Annotated in this window: 12 protein-coding genes and 6 pseudogenes; 12 read left to right on the top strand and 6 right to left on the bottom strand. The window is 60.2% G+C overall.

Features of this window, described 5'->3' with window-relative positions; translation table 11 throughout:
* Positions 1 to 14: 14 nt before the first annotated feature.
* Positions 15 to 554, top strand: a complete 540-nt coding sequence (locus tag AC066Y_RS39330) for a YfbU family protein (protein ID WP_478278549.1) — start codon at positions 15 to 17, stop codon at positions 552 to 554.
* Positions 555 to 1,033: 479 nt separating this feature from the next.
* Here the strand turns inward: AC066Y_RS39330 and AC066Y_RS39325 are convergent.
* Positions 1,034 to 1,213: pseudogene (locus AC066Y_RS39325) on the bottom strand (ISL3 family transposase); the annotation flags it as partial.
* Between the two features lie 318 nt (positions 1,214 to 1,531).
* On the opposite strand from AC066Y_RS39325, the gene AC066Y_RS39320 reads away from it, so the two are divergent.
* The 7 genes from AC066Y_RS39320 (at position 1,532) to AC066Y_RS39290 (ending at position 7,870) form a co-directional block, all read left to right on the top strand.
* A complete protein-coding gene (locus AC066Y_RS39320; protein WP_478278548.1) occupies positions 1,532 to 3,082 on the top strand; it encodes a pyridoxal phosphate-dependent decarboxylase family protein in 1,551 nt (516 codons plus the stop codon).
* Between the two features lie 2 nt (positions 3,083 to 3,084).
* On the top strand, positions 3,085 to 4,617 hold the full coding sequence (locus AC066Y_RS39315; protein WP_478278547.1) for a phenylacetate--CoA ligase family protein: 1,533 nt from the start codon (positions 3,085 to 3,087) through the stop codon (positions 4,615 to 4,617).
* Positions 4,618 to 4,657: 40 nt separating this feature from the next.
* Positions 4,658 to 5,128, top strand: a complete 471-nt coding sequence (locus tag AC066Y_RS39310) for a hypothetical protein (RefSeq protein ID WP_478278546.1) — start codon at positions 4,658 to 4,660, stop codon at positions 5,126 to 5,128.
* Between the two features lie 12 nt (positions 5,129 to 5,140).
* Positions 5,141 to 5,941 carry a hypothetical protein gene (locus tag AC066Y_RS39305; RefSeq protein ID WP_478278545.1) on the top strand — a complete coding sequence of 267 codons (801 nt, stop codon included), beginning with the start codon at positions 5,141 to 5,143 and terminating at the stop codon, positions 5,939 to 5,941.
* A complete protein-coding gene (locus AC066Y_RS39300) occupies positions 5,938 to 6,438 on the top strand; it encodes a hypothetical protein (RefSeq protein WP_283088182.1) in 501 nt (166 codons plus the stop codon). The genes AC066Y_RS39305 and AC066Y_RS39300 overlap by 4 nt, the downstream gene beginning before the upstream one ends.
* Positions 6,438 to 7,001, top strand: coding sequence for a hypothetical protein (locus AC066Y_RS39295; RefSeq protein ID WP_478278544.1), 564 nt, complete (start codon positions 6,438 to 6,440; stop codon positions 6,999 to 7,001). The genes AC066Y_RS39300 and AC066Y_RS39295 overlap by 1 nt, the downstream gene beginning before the upstream one ends.
* Positions 7,002 to 7,321: 320 nt before the next feature.
* A complete protein-coding gene (locus tag AC066Y_RS39290) occupies positions 7,322 to 7,870 on the top strand; it encodes a cysteine hydrolase family protein (protein ID WP_478278543.1) in 549 nt (182 codons plus the stop codon).
* A gap of 366 nt (positions 7,871 to 8,236) precedes the next feature.
* On the opposite strand, the gene AC066Y_RS39285 is transcribed toward AC066Y_RS39290, so the two are convergent.
* Positions 8,237 to 8,530, bottom strand: a complete 294-nt coding sequence (locus AC066Y_RS39285; RefSeq protein ID WP_148756540.1) for a hypothetical protein — start codon at positions 8,528 to 8,530, stop codon at positions 8,237 to 8,239.
* Positions 8,530 to 8,679: pseudogene (locus AC066Y_RS39280) on the bottom strand (transposase domain-containing protein); the annotation flags it as partial. The pseudogene AC066Y_RS39280 and the gene AC066Y_RS39285, both read right to left, overlap by 1 nt.
* Positions 8,680 to 8,802: 123 nt before the next feature.
* On the opposite strand from AC066Y_RS39280, the gene AC066Y_RS39275 reads away from it, so the two are divergent.
* The 3 genes and pseudogenes from AC066Y_RS39275 to AC066Y_RS39265 all read left to right on the top strand — a co-directional run.
* A complete protein-coding gene (locus AC066Y_RS39275; RefSeq protein WP_478278542.1) occupies positions 8,803 to 10,044 on the top strand; it encodes a tyrosine-type recombinase/integrase in 1,242 nt (413 codons plus the stop codon).
* A pseudogene (locus tag AC066Y_RS39270) lies at positions 10,041 to 10,721 on the top strand (tyrosine-type recombinase/integrase); the annotation flags it as partial. The gene AC066Y_RS39275 and the pseudogene AC066Y_RS39270, both read left to right, overlap by 4 nt.
* Before the next feature lie 19 nt (positions 10,722 to 10,740).
* A pseudogene (locus AC066Y_RS39265) lies at positions 10,741 to 11,661 on the top strand (tyrosine-type recombinase/integrase); the annotation flags it as partial.
* Positions 11,662 to 11,764: 103 nt separating this feature from the next.
* On the opposite strand, the pseudogene tnpC reads toward AC066Y_RS39265, so the two are convergent.
* Positions 11,765 to 12,376: pseudogene (tnpC, locus tag AC066Y_RS39260) on the bottom strand (IS66 family transposase); the annotation flags it as partial.
* Positions 12,377 to 12,409: 33 nt separating this feature from the next.
* On the opposite strand from tnpC, the gene AC066Y_RS39255 reads away from it, so the two are divergent.
* A complete protein-coding gene (locus AC066Y_RS39255; RefSeq protein ID WP_478278559.1) occupies positions 12,410 to 13,504 on the top strand; it encodes an IS256 family transposase in 1,095 nt (364 codons plus the stop codon).
* A 28-nt stretch (positions 13,505 to 13,532) separates the two neighbouring features.
* Here AC066Y_RS39255 and AC066Y_RS39250 read toward each other — a convergent pair.
* Positions 13,533 to 13,763, bottom strand: a pseudogene (locus AC066Y_RS39250) (phage integrase N-terminal SAM-like domain-containing protein); the annotation flags it as partial.
* A gap of 496 nt (positions 13,764 to 14,259) precedes the next feature.
* Positions 14,260 to 15,900, bottom strand: a complete 1,641-nt coding sequence (gene xopAG / locus AC066Y_RS39245) for a XopAG/AvrGf1 family type III secretion system effector (protein ID WP_478278541.1) — start codon at positions 15,898 to 15,900, stop codon at positions 14,260 to 14,262.
* Positions 15,901 to 16,492: the final 592 nt, after the last annotated feature.

Raw genomic sequence — 16,492 nt, 5'->3', positions numbered from 1 at the left:
GAGACCCTATTGCCATGAGGATGACCGATGGAGAGAAGCTGATCGTCCTTATGCTGGCGGATATCTCGAAGCGCCCGCAAGGCGAACCCGAGGTCGATCCCAATTTCGTCGCGGAGACGATCTACGCCGATCAATTGTGGGGCTTCGATTGGCACTTCAGCGGCATTCCCGTTGAGCGATCGGAGGAGCCCAATCCAGTCGTCAAGGAAACGGTCAATATCCTGGAAATGTTCAGCTCGACCATGTACCAGTTTCAGCAGCTTGAGAACTCGGAGCAGAAGCGGGTGCGTGACGATATTGGATACGCCGCTCATGGACTCGACATCTTCCCGGGCTTTGATGGCAACCATGATCCTCATTACAGAGTTGCGAACTACCTCGTCCAGGATCTGCATCGCTTCAAGGATGTTCCGGGCGCCACGAACAACTCGCATACGCAGACATCCCTCCCGCAATATCGCAAGATGCTGCTGGTCTATCTGCCGATGCGCACAAAGCTCGGCACGGGACGATTTTCGAAAGAGGATATCATTGCCATCTTCAAAGGTGGCTAAAGCGCGCGTCCAGGGCTGTGCTGGAGGTCGTCGGAGCCGAATCGGCCCCTGTCGGCTTGGCGCGATTCCCGGAGAATCGAAGTCCGCTTGCGAAATGCTCTTGCCGTAGAGCAATGAGTATTGCTCCCCCACCAAGCGGCAGACTTGGAGCGTCATTGGACGCATGTTGCCGTCCAAGAGGATGCGCACCCTTGTCTCGGTCGGACCAAGACCAAGGATTACGTAGCGCCGCCTTTTCAACTTTGAACCGGTGCACCACGAGCACGCCTCTTCGAATCAGTCGGGGATTGCCTGCAAGAGCGTCGTCGACCGCTTCACGGCCTACATCTCTGTGAAATTGCTCCCCATCGGGATCTACGATTGCGTTTGCTTCGTCGGGCGACCTGGTCCGCCGAAGCTCCTTGCGCGCCTTGTCGACATGAGCATCCGCGATCACGCCACATCTACATGCGATTGCTGCCAAGCGTCCGGCACTGGCCGTTCTCCATCAGATGCCAACGATCAACGACCTGTACCGCGTGCGGCGGCGCCGTTGCCGTGGCTTCGCCATCTCCGCCACCACGATCGCCGGCGACAATCGCGATCGGGGAACAAGCAGATAGCCACGCTTGGGCAGTCTCTGGTTTACGATCCGGCATGATGCGGTCGAGCCGGCGCCGGCTAGTGATGGTCCTACAAATTTCAGAGCCATCGGACATGCATGCCCTCGACCCACCAGTTCCGATAGCTAGAGCTGCGCCCCATAGAGGCTCATGATAGCGGCGACCGACCATAGATGGGTGGCCACTGCTTTTGGATGGCATTCGCCGCACTGTGCGACGACACGGTGCCCACACTTTCTCCTGACCGAGGTTTCCGAGTGGCTGCCAGTCCCACCTTTGCGTCGTTCAAACAACACGACAATAGGCGTCCAAGAATGCCTACCGTCATGGAGCGTGCATCCGGCGGCGGTGAATAATAGCGTTGAGCGTGCGACGATGATGGACAAACTGAACGTGTTTGATGGAGGGTCGCCGTGTCGGCTCCAGACATTCGCCTCCGAAATAGAACCATCATTTAACGTTCGAGATTTCACCGCAGCCGCTCATTGGGCTATCGAACGGCTTGCTGACGTGCTGTCACGTGATGACGTCGAAGGCTTGCGCCTTCAAAGACCAGTAGATCTGATGGCCAGTGCCCGCAACCTCATGACGGCGGCTGATTTGGGGCGCTTCGATGTACGCCGCTTCGCCGACATCGTCGAGCTTTACCTGGAAACCGGCATCAAGGTGAACTCCCGCGGGTATATGGGACGGCAGTTCAGTTCGGTGATGCCGGTCACCGCCGTCTTCGAAATGGTTGCCGCCATGGCACCGCAGCCAGCTTCCTATTACGAGGCGGGGCAGCTCGCCAACGTTGCGGACCGGCTTATCGAAGAGGTGTTCGGCCGTTTCATTGGGTGGGCACCGGGTAGTTTCGAAATGGTGACGACGTCCGGGGCCTCGCTTGCGAACATGACCGCTGCGCTCGTCGCCCGCAACCGTTACCTTTCGGGAAGCTGGAACGGCGGACTTGCGGCCGGCCGATCAACCCGGCCTGCCATTGCCATTGGCCAGGACGCCCATTTCTCCGTCTCCCGCATTGCCGGCATCATTGGTATCGGCCAAAATCAAGTGATACGCCTGCCTCTGAACGACCGTCGGCAGATCTGCCCGGAACGGGCGGCAGCGACTTTGGACGAGGCGGCGACCCAGGGGCTGGATATTTTCTGCCTGATCGCCTCGGCAGGAACGACCGCGATCGGTGCTAATGATCCGTTGCCTGACCTTGCGGCGTTGGCAAAGCGGCGCGGCGCTTGGCTGCATGTCGATGCGGCTCACAACGGCGCTTTTCTGGTTTCCGACCGGCTGCGGCCTCGCCTTGCGGGACTGGAGCTTGCCGATTCGTTTTGCCTGGACGCCCATAAGGCTCTGTTCGTCCCGGCCCTTTGCACATTGCTGTTCTACCGCGAGAAGGGTTTGGCGGAGACCGCGTTTCCCCAGAAGGACAGCTACGTATTTGACCCGTTGGAAGATGAAATGACGGCCGTGCAGAGCGGCGTGAAGAACTTCGAATGTACGAAGCGCCCCGCGATTCTGAACCTTTGGCTGGCTTGGTCGCTGTATGGTCCCCGCGCCTTCGCGGATAAGTTGGAGCGCCTGGTAATGATGACTGAGGCCGCCCACCAATACTTGGCCGATCAGCCGGACTTCATCGTCCCGTATCGGCCGGAATCCAATATTCTCTGCTTCGTCCATCAGCCGCTTGGCGTGTGCGGCAATCGGTTATCGAGCCTGCAACTGGAGTTGCGCAACCGCGTGCGGGCGGCTGGGCGTTACCTCTTGTCCAAGGTCGATATGGATGGACGGACAATGCTCCGCATGGTCCTCATGAATCATCGGATCGGCCTGTCCGACATCGCAGGCATGGTGGGAGAGATCCGACGCCATGCGCGCGAGATTCTTGCAAACAACGCTACACACGGCGAGCAGAACCGGACTCAGGAATGACTATGCGCCACTTCGCCTTTTCACCCCGTGACTGCGCTCAGCACGTACTGCCGGAAACGATCTTGCATCCGTGCACCGTGGATGACGTGCTGGCTCTACCTTCTTTTCTAACCTCGCTCGTGCACGCGCAGACTGTCATCGGTTGCCGGATTGACGAATTGTCTCATGACATCCAGGCTGCCATCGTCGAGCGCAGGCTATCGCAACTCGTCTCCATCGCCCGCATCAATCCGCTGTGGCGTCGGCGCATCGATAGTGCCGTCGGGACCGGTCCGGTGGACAATTACGAGCAGTTCAAGACGCTGCCGCTTACTGATAAGGAAGCCTTTCAGCAAATGTTCACGGAAACGCGGCCAGGCATGGTCGTGCCCATCGACCGCTGCGGCTTCGAAATCGTGGCCAGCGGCGGTACCAGCTCCGGCAAGCCCTCAGAAACCGTCTATTCGCTCGACGAGCTGCAGGAGACCTACCGCTGGGCAGGGGATTTCATGGGCCGACACATTATGGCGCGCCACCTTAGTGGCCGCGGCGCAAAATGGGTGGCCACGACATTAGCCGATTATCAGATGTGGAGCAGCGGCACCATGGTGGGTGGCGTGCTCCAGAAGATCCCAAGTGTCAACTACATCGGCGCCGGTCCGATGAGCCGGGAAGTCTTCCAGCGGATGATGTCCTATCCGGGGCCGAAGGCGATAATGGGGATTACACGAAGCATTGCGCTATTGGCGAGTTTTGCCGACGGGCTAACTCGCGAGGCGAGGGATAGCTTCCGGATCGCTCTTTATGGCAGTGGAGTGCTCACTCCCAAGGTGCGGGCGGATCTCAGGCAGGCCTATCCAAGCCTGATCGTACTCAGTTACTTCGCCGCCACCCAGGCGGAAACCATCGGCCTGCAGCTAGATCCGGAAAGCCCCGTCCTGACTGCGGTACCTGGTCTCCACTTGGTGGAAGTGGTCAGGCCGGACGGGCAATGGACGGAAATAGGCGAGGAAGGTGAACTGGTAGTCACGCGCCTGTTCGGTAATGCGACCCCCGTGCTGCGCTACAAAATAGGCGATCGAGTCATCCGCCGCCCTGACTTGCAGTCGCCCGGCCTGAATGCCGTGCAATTTGAGTATGTCGGCCGCAGCGGCGATTTCATGCATATTGGCGACACGCAGTATTCGGCGCCGCAGGCCTTGGCGGCGATCACCGCCGAATTCCGCCAGCGACAGGTTCTGGACATCGATAGCGTCGCTACCGACGCGCAGTTCCAGATCGATCGCGCGAAGCGGCAGCTGCACTTGGTGATCGGCACTCCGGAAGCCGCATCCCTTCCGACGCAGGTCGCCATGCGGCTGGGACCGCAAGGCTCCTCGCCCTTGATCATCGCCGGCTTGCTCCGATCGCTGTCCGTCTTCGACGCGCTGGAGGCGAACGAGACGAGTCTGCGGAGTTCGGGATACAGCTTTGCCATTCGGCTTGTAGATCCAAGGAACGCGGATTTGGTCCGCACGGCATTTGACAAGGTGCCCCTCGTTGTAGACCGCATTTGATACTTGCAAACTAGGACCGCCGCCGAGCAGGAGAGAGATAATGACGCCGCTCAATATCCGGGTTTTCGTCGACGTTATCGCCCTGCTGCTTGGCAATGCGGTCGAGGGCAACGTCTTCATGTTTGACGATGGTGTCTCTGGCGGAGAAAGCCTTGGCACCGCCAAGCTGGTCAGCTCGGTCTGGCCAGGACAACTGGTTCGCTGGAGTCTAACGCCGCTTGACGTCCAGACCATGGCTTGGCTGAGCGGCGTGTCGTTTGATGGCACTGCGCCACCGGCGACGGGCCGCCTCCTCCCTTGGGCACTGCAATGGCAGGGATACGTGCCTCCTTGGAGCGATCCGGGCTCGCGCCATTCCTACCGAATGACGCTCGTCACGGGTGGCCTGAGTGGGCGCACGATCAGCATCGCCGGCCCCTCTCTTGTGCTCTTGCCTCCCCCGCTAGGAGGGGCCTTTCGGGCTCACCCCTCGCCACCGCCTGTCGAGCGACCGCACAATCCGCTCCAATAGGAGGACTATAAGATGCAGATCTCGATTGTCACCGTTATCGATATCGAGACGGCCCTGGCGGAGGGCAGTCTCGATGGAAGCGCCTATGTCATCGACAATACGGGCCCATTCGCCCAGCCGCCCCATGCCCGCGTGACGAATGTTCCCGGCGTCTATAATGCCGATGGTTCGCAGGCCATGGAGGCTGTCCTGAACTGGATCACTGTCGGTGTCGCGCAGCTGCCACCGACGCTGCCACGCAGCTATCCCCACCGCTTCAACATTGCCAACACCGCACGACGACTGCTGAGCCCCTCCGTCCGCACTCAGGAGTACATCTCCAAGATTCAGGAGCACATCTCCAAGATGCTGACTGACCCTCCGAAGCCCCTGCAGGTTCGCGACCGCGGTGCAGTTCGCACCTATGACGCACCAGTGCTGAACGCGGCCGGCAAGGTCCTGAAGCCTGATGATGCCACTACGGCGGCCAGCGTGCCTCCAGTTGTCGTGAGGATCCGCGGGGCTGCGGTGGAGGACGGTGTTCTGTATCCGGCCCTCTACGGTTCGCCCGATCCGTTGACGGATGGCTGGTACTGGAGCGCCACCGTTGATACGGCCAAGGTCGGTCGCCACGACTATACGATGGAAGTGGCGCTCTACCGCCCCGTTCAGGAGAACGGCAAGATGCTCTGGGAGCCGCGGCTCTTCACCCTGTCGTGCGGTATTCAGGTTAGTAACGTTCCGAGCGTCAACGGCTTCACTAGTGGCTTTGTGCCCGGCCTGCTGCCCATACCGCCCTCCGGACTTACCTGCGTTGAGGGAGACGCGATATGACAAAAACGATCAACATTCTACTCGTGGTGGATGTCGTCGCCGCATTGGAGGCAGATACGCTCGCTGGCTCTCTCTATATGATCGATGACAACCGCCTCGGCGGCTCGCGCAACCAGGCGACCGCCGGGCTCGCGACCTCCGTGGCCCCCGGAGACGAGATCATCTGGACGTTGTTGCCGATCGAATGCGAAAATCATGCTGCGATACGAGCGATCAAGCTGCCGGCTGAAATCTGTGAGGTTCGACGCGAAACCTATCCCGAGTCCGATGTCAGCTACTGGGTTGGTACGGTGAAGCAGCCGGTCGGCGACCTACCGTATGGCCTGACGTTGGAGCTTGGCAGCCGGATGCGGACGCTCGATAACGGTACCGACGCGCGCCTCATCGATGCCGCCCTCAACGCTTCACCGGGAGCTACCCGAACCAGGAGTTCATCCCGCATCGTCGAGGCCGCTCTCAACGCTTCCCCAGGTGTCACCCGAACCAGGAGTTCATGATGATCGTCACTCCGGCATCGCAGCGGCCCCCCAGCAGTCCAAGCTTGGCCTCCACCCAGCTGAACATCGTCACACTCATCGACGTCGCAGGAACCCTACGGACCGGCGGCCTCAGCGGGAAAACCGGGCTAATGGACAATGGCGGCGAGAGTACCGGTAAAGGCACGAACAGCTTGCGGACAGTGTGCCGCCAGGGCCAAGCCCTGAACTGGCTGGTTTATTGTACTGATATGGAAAAGCGTCCGGACGGTAGCTGGCCTCTGTTCGCGCGTATCGTGAACATCGTTTTTGTGCTGCCCGATGGCACGCCAGAGCTCCGCAAAATATGTAATGATCTCAAGGTCTATGGCGGCCCGGACAAGATCCGCGGTCCGTGGACGCCCTCCTACTATTACTGGGCGGGCGCCGTCGACCTTGAGCTCGAGCCCGGGCTCTATCCCTATCGCCTCGTAGTTGAGGTCGACACAGTCGATCGAAATCGCAAATCGTACTTCAACCTGGATGGACCAGCCTTGCAGGTCATTCCTCTGAGCGCCATCCATGCAGCGAGCCAGCATGGATAAGAAGCAGCGAAGTTGTACGCGGACATACCTACCCAATCAATCGCGGACGTCCCAATCGCGTGCTGCTCTGTCGCGCGCTTCTGGGCAGCTATCGGTAACATCGAATCAAAGAAAGGTGGAACGGCGCTCGGGCCGGCGATTGCCCGATCCTTCGATTCACCTCCGAAAGGGTCCAAGCGTCCGTTAGCCTGCCTACTCAGTCGGGAAAGTGAAGGGGATTATATGGGTAACGATATCTGGTGGCCTACACGTCGCAGATCCCGCGCCTACGCGGGTCGTTCCTGATCGACTGCTTTGTCCAACAATCTGAGGGAAATCTTATGAGCCAGCGCGCCGTCATCGTCATCGACATCCAAAATGAATACTTCCCAGATGGCAAGCTGCCCCTGGTTGGTATCGTGCATGCGGCCGCCAACGCAGCTAGGGTGATTCAGACCGCCCGCGCGCGTGGGGACGCGGTTATCCACGTTCAGCACGAAATGCAGGAAAGTCATCCCTCTATCTTCGCGCCGAACACCAGAGGGGTAGAGATCAATCCCATTGTCCAGCCACTAGAACGTGAGGCCTTGGTCGTCAAGCACTATCCCAACGCCTTCCGCGACACCGATCTGAAGCACCGGCTCGATGCCGGGGGCGCTAAGGAGGTCGTGATCATCGGAGCAATGAGCCACATGTGCATCGATGCGACCAGCCGGGCAGCCGCCGATTACGGCTACAAGACCACGATCTTGCACGACGCTTGCGCCACCTGCGACCTTCCATTCGGTAGCATAATCGTGCCCGCTGTGCAGGTTCATGCGGCCTTTATGGCGGCCCTTGGCTTGGCCTATGGCACGGTCACGACGACCAGTGACTATCTAGCAGCCTGATGCCGTTGCGGCCTCGGCTAACAATAGTCACGTGAAACCTAAGGTTCGCTAAAGTCTGCTGGCCTCCAGGCAGAAGCTTTTTACAGAAGCCAAATCTGATCTGCGGGCGAGCGATATACCCGCCGCGGCGATCGCGTTCGTCCACTTAACGAGATCGTGTTGCGTACCAATCCCAAACGCGACCCGCGCGCGCCCGCCGCTCGCTCCTGTGAGACGTATGTCGCCCGCGCCAAGTGGACTGCCCGGCGTCGCGCAGCCTCGCACGAGCGGTTGCTTCAGCTTGCTGCGCCTCTTCTGTGCGGCAAGCTGCGTGGAAGGTAACCATGCGCTGTAGGCCGCAGGCGCGCTGATCTGTCCGGTTAGCGGTTAGATCTCGTCGGACTCCTCGGTCTTCGGCTTCATCATCGCAGCGAGCGCTTGGCGTCGTTTTTCGATGATGCTGGGGGTGTCCTTGTGGATTGCGATCAGCTCTTTGAGGTTCTCGATCCCGTCATCGGTGAACGCCATCACGCCGTCTTCACCGACGCCGACGACCCATAGCTGGCCATCCTCGGTGTCCATTTCTTCGGCGACCTCGAACAGCCATTCCTCGTCTTCACCGAGCATCTCAGCGACATGGCTGAGAGTGAACACGTGGCTGACTTTGTTGACGTGCCCCATCAAGCCGCCTGCGCCGCAAGGCCTTGCTGTTGCGCAGTCTTCCAGTTCCAGGGCAGCAGCTCATCAAGCCTGTGGGCGGGGTGGGTGGCGATGCGAGCGAGTACATCGGCGAGCCAGGCCAGAGGGTCAACGTCGTTCATCTTGGCAGATTATGCCGCCCGCCGAACTATGCCGAGTGGGGTCGTTTTCCCCAGATTTCTCGCTGACCGGCGTTTGGTCGGTTCGGCATAGTTCGTTCTGTGCCTCCGCTTTCAACAGCGGAGAACAGGAAGATGGAAGTTGAAGATTACTTGGGCAGAAGCCGGCTGTATCGGCGTCTCAGAAGGGGGCCGCACGGACAGTTCGTTGAGCGCTACGCCGCTCGTCTCGTCGAAGAGAGGCTCGTTCGGCACGGCACGTGGCGTTGCCTCAACGTGGTTGGCGGGCTCCTGAGTTGGATCGCGGGCCGTCGCTATAAGCTGATTGATCTCGATGAGCAGGTCGTTGAGCGGTACCTCCGACATCGAGGCGGGAGGCAGTCTATCCAACCCGGTGACCGGGCAGCGCTCAAGCGATGGTTGTCGGTGCTGCGCGAGGAAGGCGCGATCGCGCCGTTGGTGCTGCCGCCTCTCACCCCGCACGAACGGATCTTCAACGAGTTCGATGCCTACCTGCGATCAGAGCGCGGCTTGGCCCCGAGGTCCATCGTACGCCATCTCCCGGTCATCCGCAGGTTTTTGCAGGAGGTGTGCTCCGGCGGCGCCGTCGCCCTGTCCAAGATCAACCAAGAGGACGTGATCCGCTACATTGAGCGCCACGCCGAGGATTGGAGCCCGGGAACAGGTAAGGCGATGCGCTGGTCGTTGCGCGCCTTTCTCCGTTACCTCCACCATCGGGGGCTGAACGTGCGCCCGTTGGCGGATTGCGTTCCATCGATGCGGCGATGGAAGCTGGCAACTCTGCCGACCTATCTGCCTGCCGCACAGGTGCGGAAGGCTCTCGACGGTTGCGACCGAAAGACGGCGATGGGACGGCGCGACTACGCGATTCTGTTGTTGCTGGCCAAGCTCGGCCTGCGGGCCGACGAGGTCGCGACGCTCACGCTCGATGATATCGACTGGCGCGCCAGCGAGATACTCGTTCGCGCCAAGGGTCGACAGCGTGCGCGGATGCCGATACCGCCAGACGTTGGCGCGGCCGTCGTTGCATATCTGCGCAATGGCCGCCCAAAGTCGTCGTGCCGACGGTTGTTCGTCCGCACACTCGCGCCGCACATCGGGTTTGCTTCCGGATGTGCGATCACCATGATCGCCAAGGCCGCCCTCGATCGCGTTGGAATCGAAGGTTGCGCCCACCGCGGCGCCCATATCTTCCGACACAGTCTCGCTACCGAGCTTCTCCGATCTGGCGCGAGCTTGTCGGAGATCGGACAGTTGCTGCGGCACGAGAACCACGACACTACCCGGATTTACGCGAAGGTCGATATCGATGCGTTGAGAACATTGAGCCTGCCCTGGCCGGGAGGCGTGCAATGACCAATCTGCGCGCCGCACTCGATAAGTACCTGAGCATGCGCAAGGGGTTTGGATACAAGTACGAGCACCAGACCCGTCGGCTCGCCGACTTCGTCGCCTTCATGGAGAAGCGCAAAGCCAGGATCATCACGACGAAGCTGGCAATGGAATGGGCAACGCTGCCGCCCGACCGCCATGCATCCTGGGCGCTGCGATTGAGCGACGTGCGCGGGTTCGCGCGCCATGTCGCCAACTTCGATCCGAGAACGGAGGTACCGCCGGTCGGCATGCTGCCCGGATGGAAGCGCGCCAAGCCCTATGTCTACAGCGACGCGGAGATCGATGCGTTGCTGACGGCAGCGCTGGCTCTGCCGCCAGCGGGCGGGCTGCGCCGATGGACCTACCATACCCTGTTCGGGCTGATCGCGGTGACGGGCATGCGCATATCCGAGGCGATGGGCCTGGAGCGTGATGACGTCGACCTCGACGCCGGCGTGCTGACGGTCCGGCTGACCAAGTTCGGCAAGTCGCGGCTCGTGCCATTGCATCCGACGACGCGAACCGCGTTGCGCGACTACGCCCACCGGCGCGACGCGATGCTCGGATCACGCTGCGGCTCGACCTTCTTCGTTGCCGAACAGGGAGGCCGCTTGCTGCACCAGTACGTTCATCGCGTCTTCTGGCGATTGTCCCGAGAGATCGGGCTGCGGCGTCCAGGACACGATCGCCTCCTACAGGGACACGTTCCGGCTGCTGTTCATGTTCGCACAGGTGCAGCTGCGGAAGCCCCCATCGGCCCTGACGCTCACCGATTTGGACGCAACGTTCATCGGCGCGTTCCTCACCGACCTTGAGGTAAAGCGCGGCGCCAGCGCGAAGACGCGTAACCTGCGTCTGACCGCCATCAGATCCCTCTTCAGGTTCGTGTCCTTCGAGGAGCCGGCACACAGTGCGCTGATCCAGCGCGTGCTCGCCATACCGAGCAAGCGTCACGATAAGCGGCAGGTGCACTTCCTGACGCGCCCCGAGATCGAGGCGGTTCTCGCAGCGCCCGATCGAACGACGTGGCTTGGCCGCCGCGATCACACCTTGCTGCTGGTTGCGGCCCAGACGGGCTTGCGCCTCTCAGAGCTGACTGGCCTTGATCGGGATGCCGTCCACCTCGGGTCTGGCGCACACGTACGATGCGTCGGTAAAGGGCGGAAGGAGCGGACCACTCCGCTGACCACACTCGCTCGGTGTGCGCTCCAGGCATGGCTCAAGGAACCGTTGCGGAAAGGAGCAACAGCGTTGTTCCCGAACGTGCACGGGGGCCGGCTTAGTGCCGATAGCGTCCAGTCCCTGCTGGGAAAGCATGTTCGTGTCGCTCACAAGAGTTGCCCGTCTTTGAAGGCCAAGAGCGTGTCGCCGCACGTGCTGAGGCACAGCGCTGCGATGGAATTGCTGCAAGCCGGCGTCGACTGCTCCGTGATCGCGCTGTGGCTCGGTCATGAATCGGTCGAGACGACGCAGACGTACCTGCACGCCCACCTCGCCCTCAAGGAAGCTGCCCTGGCGAAGCTTAAGCCGTACGAGCGCGGCAAGCGAATCCGCTTCCAGCCGAACGACCGCCTGCTCGCCTTCCTCGAGGCGCTCTGAACGACCAGACTATGCCGAATGGAATGGGGCGACCGTGCACGCGATCGACGGTGCCAGCGTGACAACGGCGTGCCATACCAAATCCGTTCGGCATAGTTCGGTGGGCGGCATAAACCTGCCTATGCCGAGCGCGGCATAGGGCCGTGACGATGAGGCTATACATGGCCGCGGCTCGGCGACCTCCGCGGTCGGACCCACAGAACAACCACGACTTTCTGCCCAATGCGATGCCGCGCAGCGCTCTTTCGGCGGCATTGTTCGAGAGGCAGACGCGGCCATCGTCGAGGAAGCGTGTGAAGGAGGCCCAGCGCTTGAACATGTAGTTCATGGCCTTGGCCAGTTCGTGACCGCGGGAGAGCTTGGCGCACTGCTCGCGCATATAGGCTTCCAGATCGGCGACGAGCGACGCGCTCTGCGCCTGGCGAACGACCTTTCGTTGGTCGGCGTTTTGGCCATTGATAGAGCGCTCGATCTCGAACAGAGCGTCGATTCGGCGCACGATCTCCATGGCGACGGGCGAGATGACGACCTCCTTCTTTCCAGCCGCTTTGCGCCGCGCGTTCTCCTCAAGATCCGCCATGGCGAAGAACGGGCTCCGGGCATGGACCCAACAGGCCGCCTCCCTGATAAGCCCAGGACTTCGCGCGGGCTCGTAGAGCTTGATGTATCCGCCGAAGGCGTCGGCCTGGAGGATCCCGGTGTAGTTGGCCAGATTATAGCGCGACAATCAGGATGAGGGAGTCTCACCCTGATCGCCGCCGCGCACCAGCTGTGCGGGGCTGGGCGGTATGAGCGCAGCCCGGCCCGGCAGGACACGCGGGCAGGCAGCTACGAGCGAACGCTGCACACCAAGGCGGGCGACGTCAATCTGAAGGTCCCGAAGCTACGGCGACAAACCTTCGAGACGGCGATTATCGAGCGCTACCGGAGGCGGGAGAGCTCGGTCGAGGAGGCGCTGATCGAGATGTATCTGGCCGGGATTTCGGTACGGCGGGTCGAAGACATCACGGAGGCGCTGTGGGGCACCCGGGTCAGCCCGAGCACAGTGTCGAACCTGAACAAGAAGATCTATACCAAGATCGAGGCGTGGCGGAATCGCAGGATCGAAGGCGAGCATCCGTATCTCTACCTCGACGGCATCGTGATGAAGCGCAGCTGGGCTGGTGAGGTTCGCAACGTCTCGCTGCTGGTGGCCTCGGCGGTCAATGCCGAGGGGTTCCGAGAGATCCTCGGCATCTGTGAGGGCGCCAAGGAGGACAAATCCGGCTGGTCATCGTTTCTGCGGCATCTCGTCGATCGCGGTCTCAGGGGCGTGCAGTTGGTGGTTTCCGATGCGTGCCGAGGTCTTGTCGAAAGCGTTGCGGATTATCTGCCGGAGGCCGGCTATCAACGCTGCATGGTACATTTTTATCGCAATGTCTTCAGTCACGTGCCGTCGACCCGGGTCCGCGAGGTGAGCCACATGCTCAAGGCCATTCATGCCCAGGAGAGCCGCGCCGCGGCCGACGAGAAAGCCAGGACCGTCATCGCGGATCTGCGGGCAAGCCGTATGGCCAAAGCTGCTGATCTCGTCGAGCAGGCGGTTCACGAAACGCTCGCCTACTATGCCTTTCCGGACATCCATTGGCGGAAGATTCGAACGAACAATCCGCTCGAGCGCATCATGAAGGAGATCCGGCGACGAACCCGTGTCGTCGGCGCCTTCCCCGACGGTCAATCCTGTCTCAACTTGGCGGCGGCCCGGCTGCGGCACATTGCGGGAACGGCGTGGTCGACCAAATGCTACATGAACATGCGACCGCTCTATCAGCCACAACTCTCTGAAAACGGAGCCGTCGCCTGATCAAAAGTGCGAAATATTCAGTACCGCAAAACCGCAGTGCGCAGACGATCTGGTTCAGCGCCGGCCAGGCCATCCCCGTCGCAACCAGATGAACCTGGAAGGCACGGATATCCTCCAGGTCGAGGCGGCCAGGAGAACGACCGAAATATCGGCTCAACTTCGCTACGGCGTTGAGGTAGGATTGCTGCGTCGCCGGTGACAGATTGCGGACCGTCATGTCCTCGATCATGCGGCGGCGAAGTGGGCTGATCTCAGCCATCGGAAAACCTCCTGTCTAAAGGGTTGGGCTTCGAAAACCCGCAATCCTCTCAGACAGGAGGCAATCCTTGCTATGCCTCCCTACACGCCGCGCCAGCGGCTTCGTTCAATCCTGAAAATGAAATTGCAAGGTTCCGAGGCCCGAAGTATCAAACCCCTGCAAACCCAAAACAGTCCACAACGACAAATGCGATTCTAGCTCAATCGCTTAGCCACTCTTCACGGACGACGAGCAAGACTGACACGACCACGGGGATGTGCCGGCGCCGACCCGCGAGCCTCAAGCTCCAGGCCAATCGTCGCGGGACCAGTACCTTGACGCCTGGGCTCCTGGAATGACCGCTCCAGCTTAGGCGGCCTCGACAGCTTAGAGCATTTTCGAGCGAGGTGGGCACCGGTTCGTGTGAAGAAAACTCCTCAAAACAAGGATCTCGAGCTTCGGTTCTGATTCAATCAGAACCGAAAATGCTCTAGCTCGCTTGTGCACAAGCCTCTTTTCAACTCTGCGTCGAGAGATATTTGCCGCCGTAATACTCTTGCGCGGCGTTCCGACACACTCCGTCGTAGAACTCATCCGCGTCTTCGATGGTGTAACCAGCGCCAGCAAAGCAGCCACGTGCCACCTCACGGATCGTGTGTCGTATTGACGTCGTATCATCGTATACTGCGTTGACGCATGCTATGATGACTATAACCTCCTCTTTCGAGAGACGAGGCTGACCACTCATCAAGCGTGCGTGATTGATGCAGGCGACGGCGTTGGCGCACGTAAACGAGTCGCCCAACCCAGAGCAATCCTCAAACCCATTGCCCTGCTCGTTCAGCTTGACGTGCATGATGGGCAGATTCTTCATGTCAGTGATCTCCCTGTGATTCAACTCCTCACTTATCAGGGGATCATGACCCGACCGCATCTCCTGAAGCCAGATGTCGAGTTCGTGCAGTGTCGGCCCAACCCAACTTCTGTTGCGTTTGAACGGATTCTTATTTGGATCTTCGAACATAAGCGTAGCGTCAAGCCTGTCGGTCTCCGCCCTTGATAGCCAGCCGTGCTCGGCCAGGGTCTGCATGACGACGTTCTCAGCGTGTCCCCAATGTTCGTCCGCAGCGTAGACCTGCCTGAAATTTAAGATGGTTTGGCCAGCCGCGAATTGAGCTTCCTCCCCGAGACCGCCGTGGGTATCGAGCAACGCCTCCAATCTCTCGATGCACCGCTTGAAGCTCAATCCGTTCTCGCTCTGGAGGGCGGCGCGGAAGTGCTGAACGCCTTTGTTCACGAAGGGGTGGGTAATCGACCGAGAGGTGTAACCGTAAGCGCCGGTTTCGTCGTTTAGCACGCCCGTCAGGGAATACTTGTTCTTTCTGTCGTATAGCGGGCTGTTCGTCAGGTCCGGATCTTTCGGCACTTTGGCTGGCGCGTACTTGGCCACGCACTTCTCATTCACGAGATGCCCCTTCATGCAGCTTAGGTTCAGCACAAGAGAACTGTGCGCCGCTATGGAATCCACCAAGCGACCAAGGTGTACATAAGTCGCCGCCCGGTAATCAATCATCGTTACGAACAGGTTGTTACCGCACGTACGGATTGGATTGAGGGGAGGGTCATTGAGGCACCGAGACTCAGGTGCGGCGGCCTGATACAATGTGTAATAGTCCTTTGCCTTCGCCTGAGCCAACCTGAGCCGTTCGTTACTGGTGAAGCCTTTCTTCCCGTCGTGCAGCGATGTGGTTGAAAGGAAAAAGCCGTTTGCCACCTCATTGTACGCGTAGCCCGCGCCCGCAAGGTATAACCCGTACTTCACTGCGCGCGCAAAGTTTTTTCTGTCTTCCCTTCCGCCTTTCGCTCCGTCTCCACGACTGCTCCCGGGCCCCGGTATTACAGCGCGCCTAATACTTGGAGTTGCCACATTCCAGGCAGTGACCGCAGCAAGGGAAGCCTCTCCTTCGTTGAGTGCAGTCAGCGGGACGTGGGAGTGTCCACCGACAATTTGCCGAACCCGGGAACGAAGCGCATCAAGCGTATGACCCGCCTGGTGAAACGGAGCATACTTCGGGCCCCCAACCTGGCCGCCAATGATCTGCAAAACCCGGGACCGTAGAAAAGGAAGGGAATTGCTCATTTCGTGGAACGGGGTCATCGAACTAAGCTGTTAAGCAGTCCAAGCATGCGGCGGAACGGCGTCAAGACAGGTAACGCCAATTCACATCTCATGCCGATCGATCAGGCCGACAGGATTGGCGGTGCGCTTCCGGTGCCCTCCTGACGCGCGCGACATTTCCGTTCGAACACGGCCGAGTTGATTCTTGGCGAGATCCCAGGCCAACAAATCGATCGGTAGACCCTTCGCGTGTATACGTTATGCCTGGACAGCGTCAGAGCAGCAGGCCGATAAGCGCGGCTGGCTCAAGCAGCTGGTCTCATCGGACCCATAACCCATGGGAGCCAAGCTACAGGCTTGTGCAATATTACAAGGCCGGACCACTCTACACGCGAACATGAAGCGGACGCGGGCCACTTGCAACTCCCTGGAACCCGTCAAATGTACGCAACGTATCACCATGGGCCAATCGGGGCTTGGGACCGCAAATTCTGTGCCCCTCAAGCTAGAGCGGTTTCCACTTGATATGGGTCACTACTCGTATCCGGCATGTCGAAAGTAGTTCGCGCATTGCTCGGGTGCAAATGTCTTGATGAGCTTGCCGATCAGCTTCATCAGCGTTGTCGCGGTG

The sequence above is a fragment of the Bradyrhizobium sp. USDA3010 genome, assembly GCF_056429065.1.
The sequence above is the reverse complement of the archived record's forward strand: the minus strand, read 5'-3'. Positions and strand labels throughout refer to the sequence as shown.

What these genes read in the sequence shown, in the direction of transcription:
- AC066Y_RS39330 (WP_478278549.1), top strand. Translation starts at nt 15, where the DNA reads ATGAGGATGACCGATGGAGAGAAGCTGATCGTCCTTATGCTGGCGGAT.
- AC066Y_RS39320 (WP_478278548.1), top strand. Translation starts at nt 1,532, where the DNA reads ATGATGGACAAACTGAACGTGTTTGATGGAGGGTCGCCGTGTCGGCTC.
- AC066Y_RS39315 (WP_478278547.1), top strand. Translation starts at nt 3,085, where the DNA reads ATGCGCCACTTCGCCTTTTCACCCCGTGACTGCGCTCAGCACGTACTG.
- AC066Y_RS39310 (WP_478278546.1), top strand. Translation starts at nt 4,658, where the DNA reads ATGACGCCGCTCAATATCCGGGTTTTCGTCGACGTTATCGCCCTGCTG.
- AC066Y_RS39305 (WP_478278545.1), top strand. Translation starts at nt 5,141, where the DNA reads ATGCAGATCTCGATTGTCACCGTTATCGATATCGAGACGGCCCTGGCG.
- AC066Y_RS39300 (WP_283088182.1), top strand. Translation starts at nt 5,938, where the DNA reads ATGACAAAAACGATCAACATTCTACTCGTGGTGGATGTCGTCGCCGCA.
- AC066Y_RS39295 (WP_478278544.1), top strand. Translation starts at nt 6,438, where the DNA reads ATGATCGTCACTCCGGCATCGCAGCGGCCCCCCAGCAGTCCAAGCTTG.
- AC066Y_RS39290 (WP_478278543.1), top strand. Translation starts at nt 7,322, where the DNA reads ATGAGCCAGCGCGCCGTCATCGTCATCGACATCCAAAATGAATACTTC.
- AC066Y_RS39285 (WP_148756540.1), bottom strand. Translation starts at nt 8,530, where the DNA reads ATGGGGCACGTCAACAAAGTCAGCCACGTGTTCACTCTCAGCCATGTC.
- AC066Y_RS39275 (WP_478278542.1), top strand. Translation starts at nt 8,803, where the DNA reads ATGGAAGTTGAAGATTACTTGGGCAGAAGCCGGCTGTATCGGCGTCTC.
- xopAG (WP_478278541.1), bottom strand. Translation starts at nt 15,900, where the DNA reads ATGACCCCGTTCCACGAAATGAGCAATTCCCTTCCTTTTCTACGGTCC.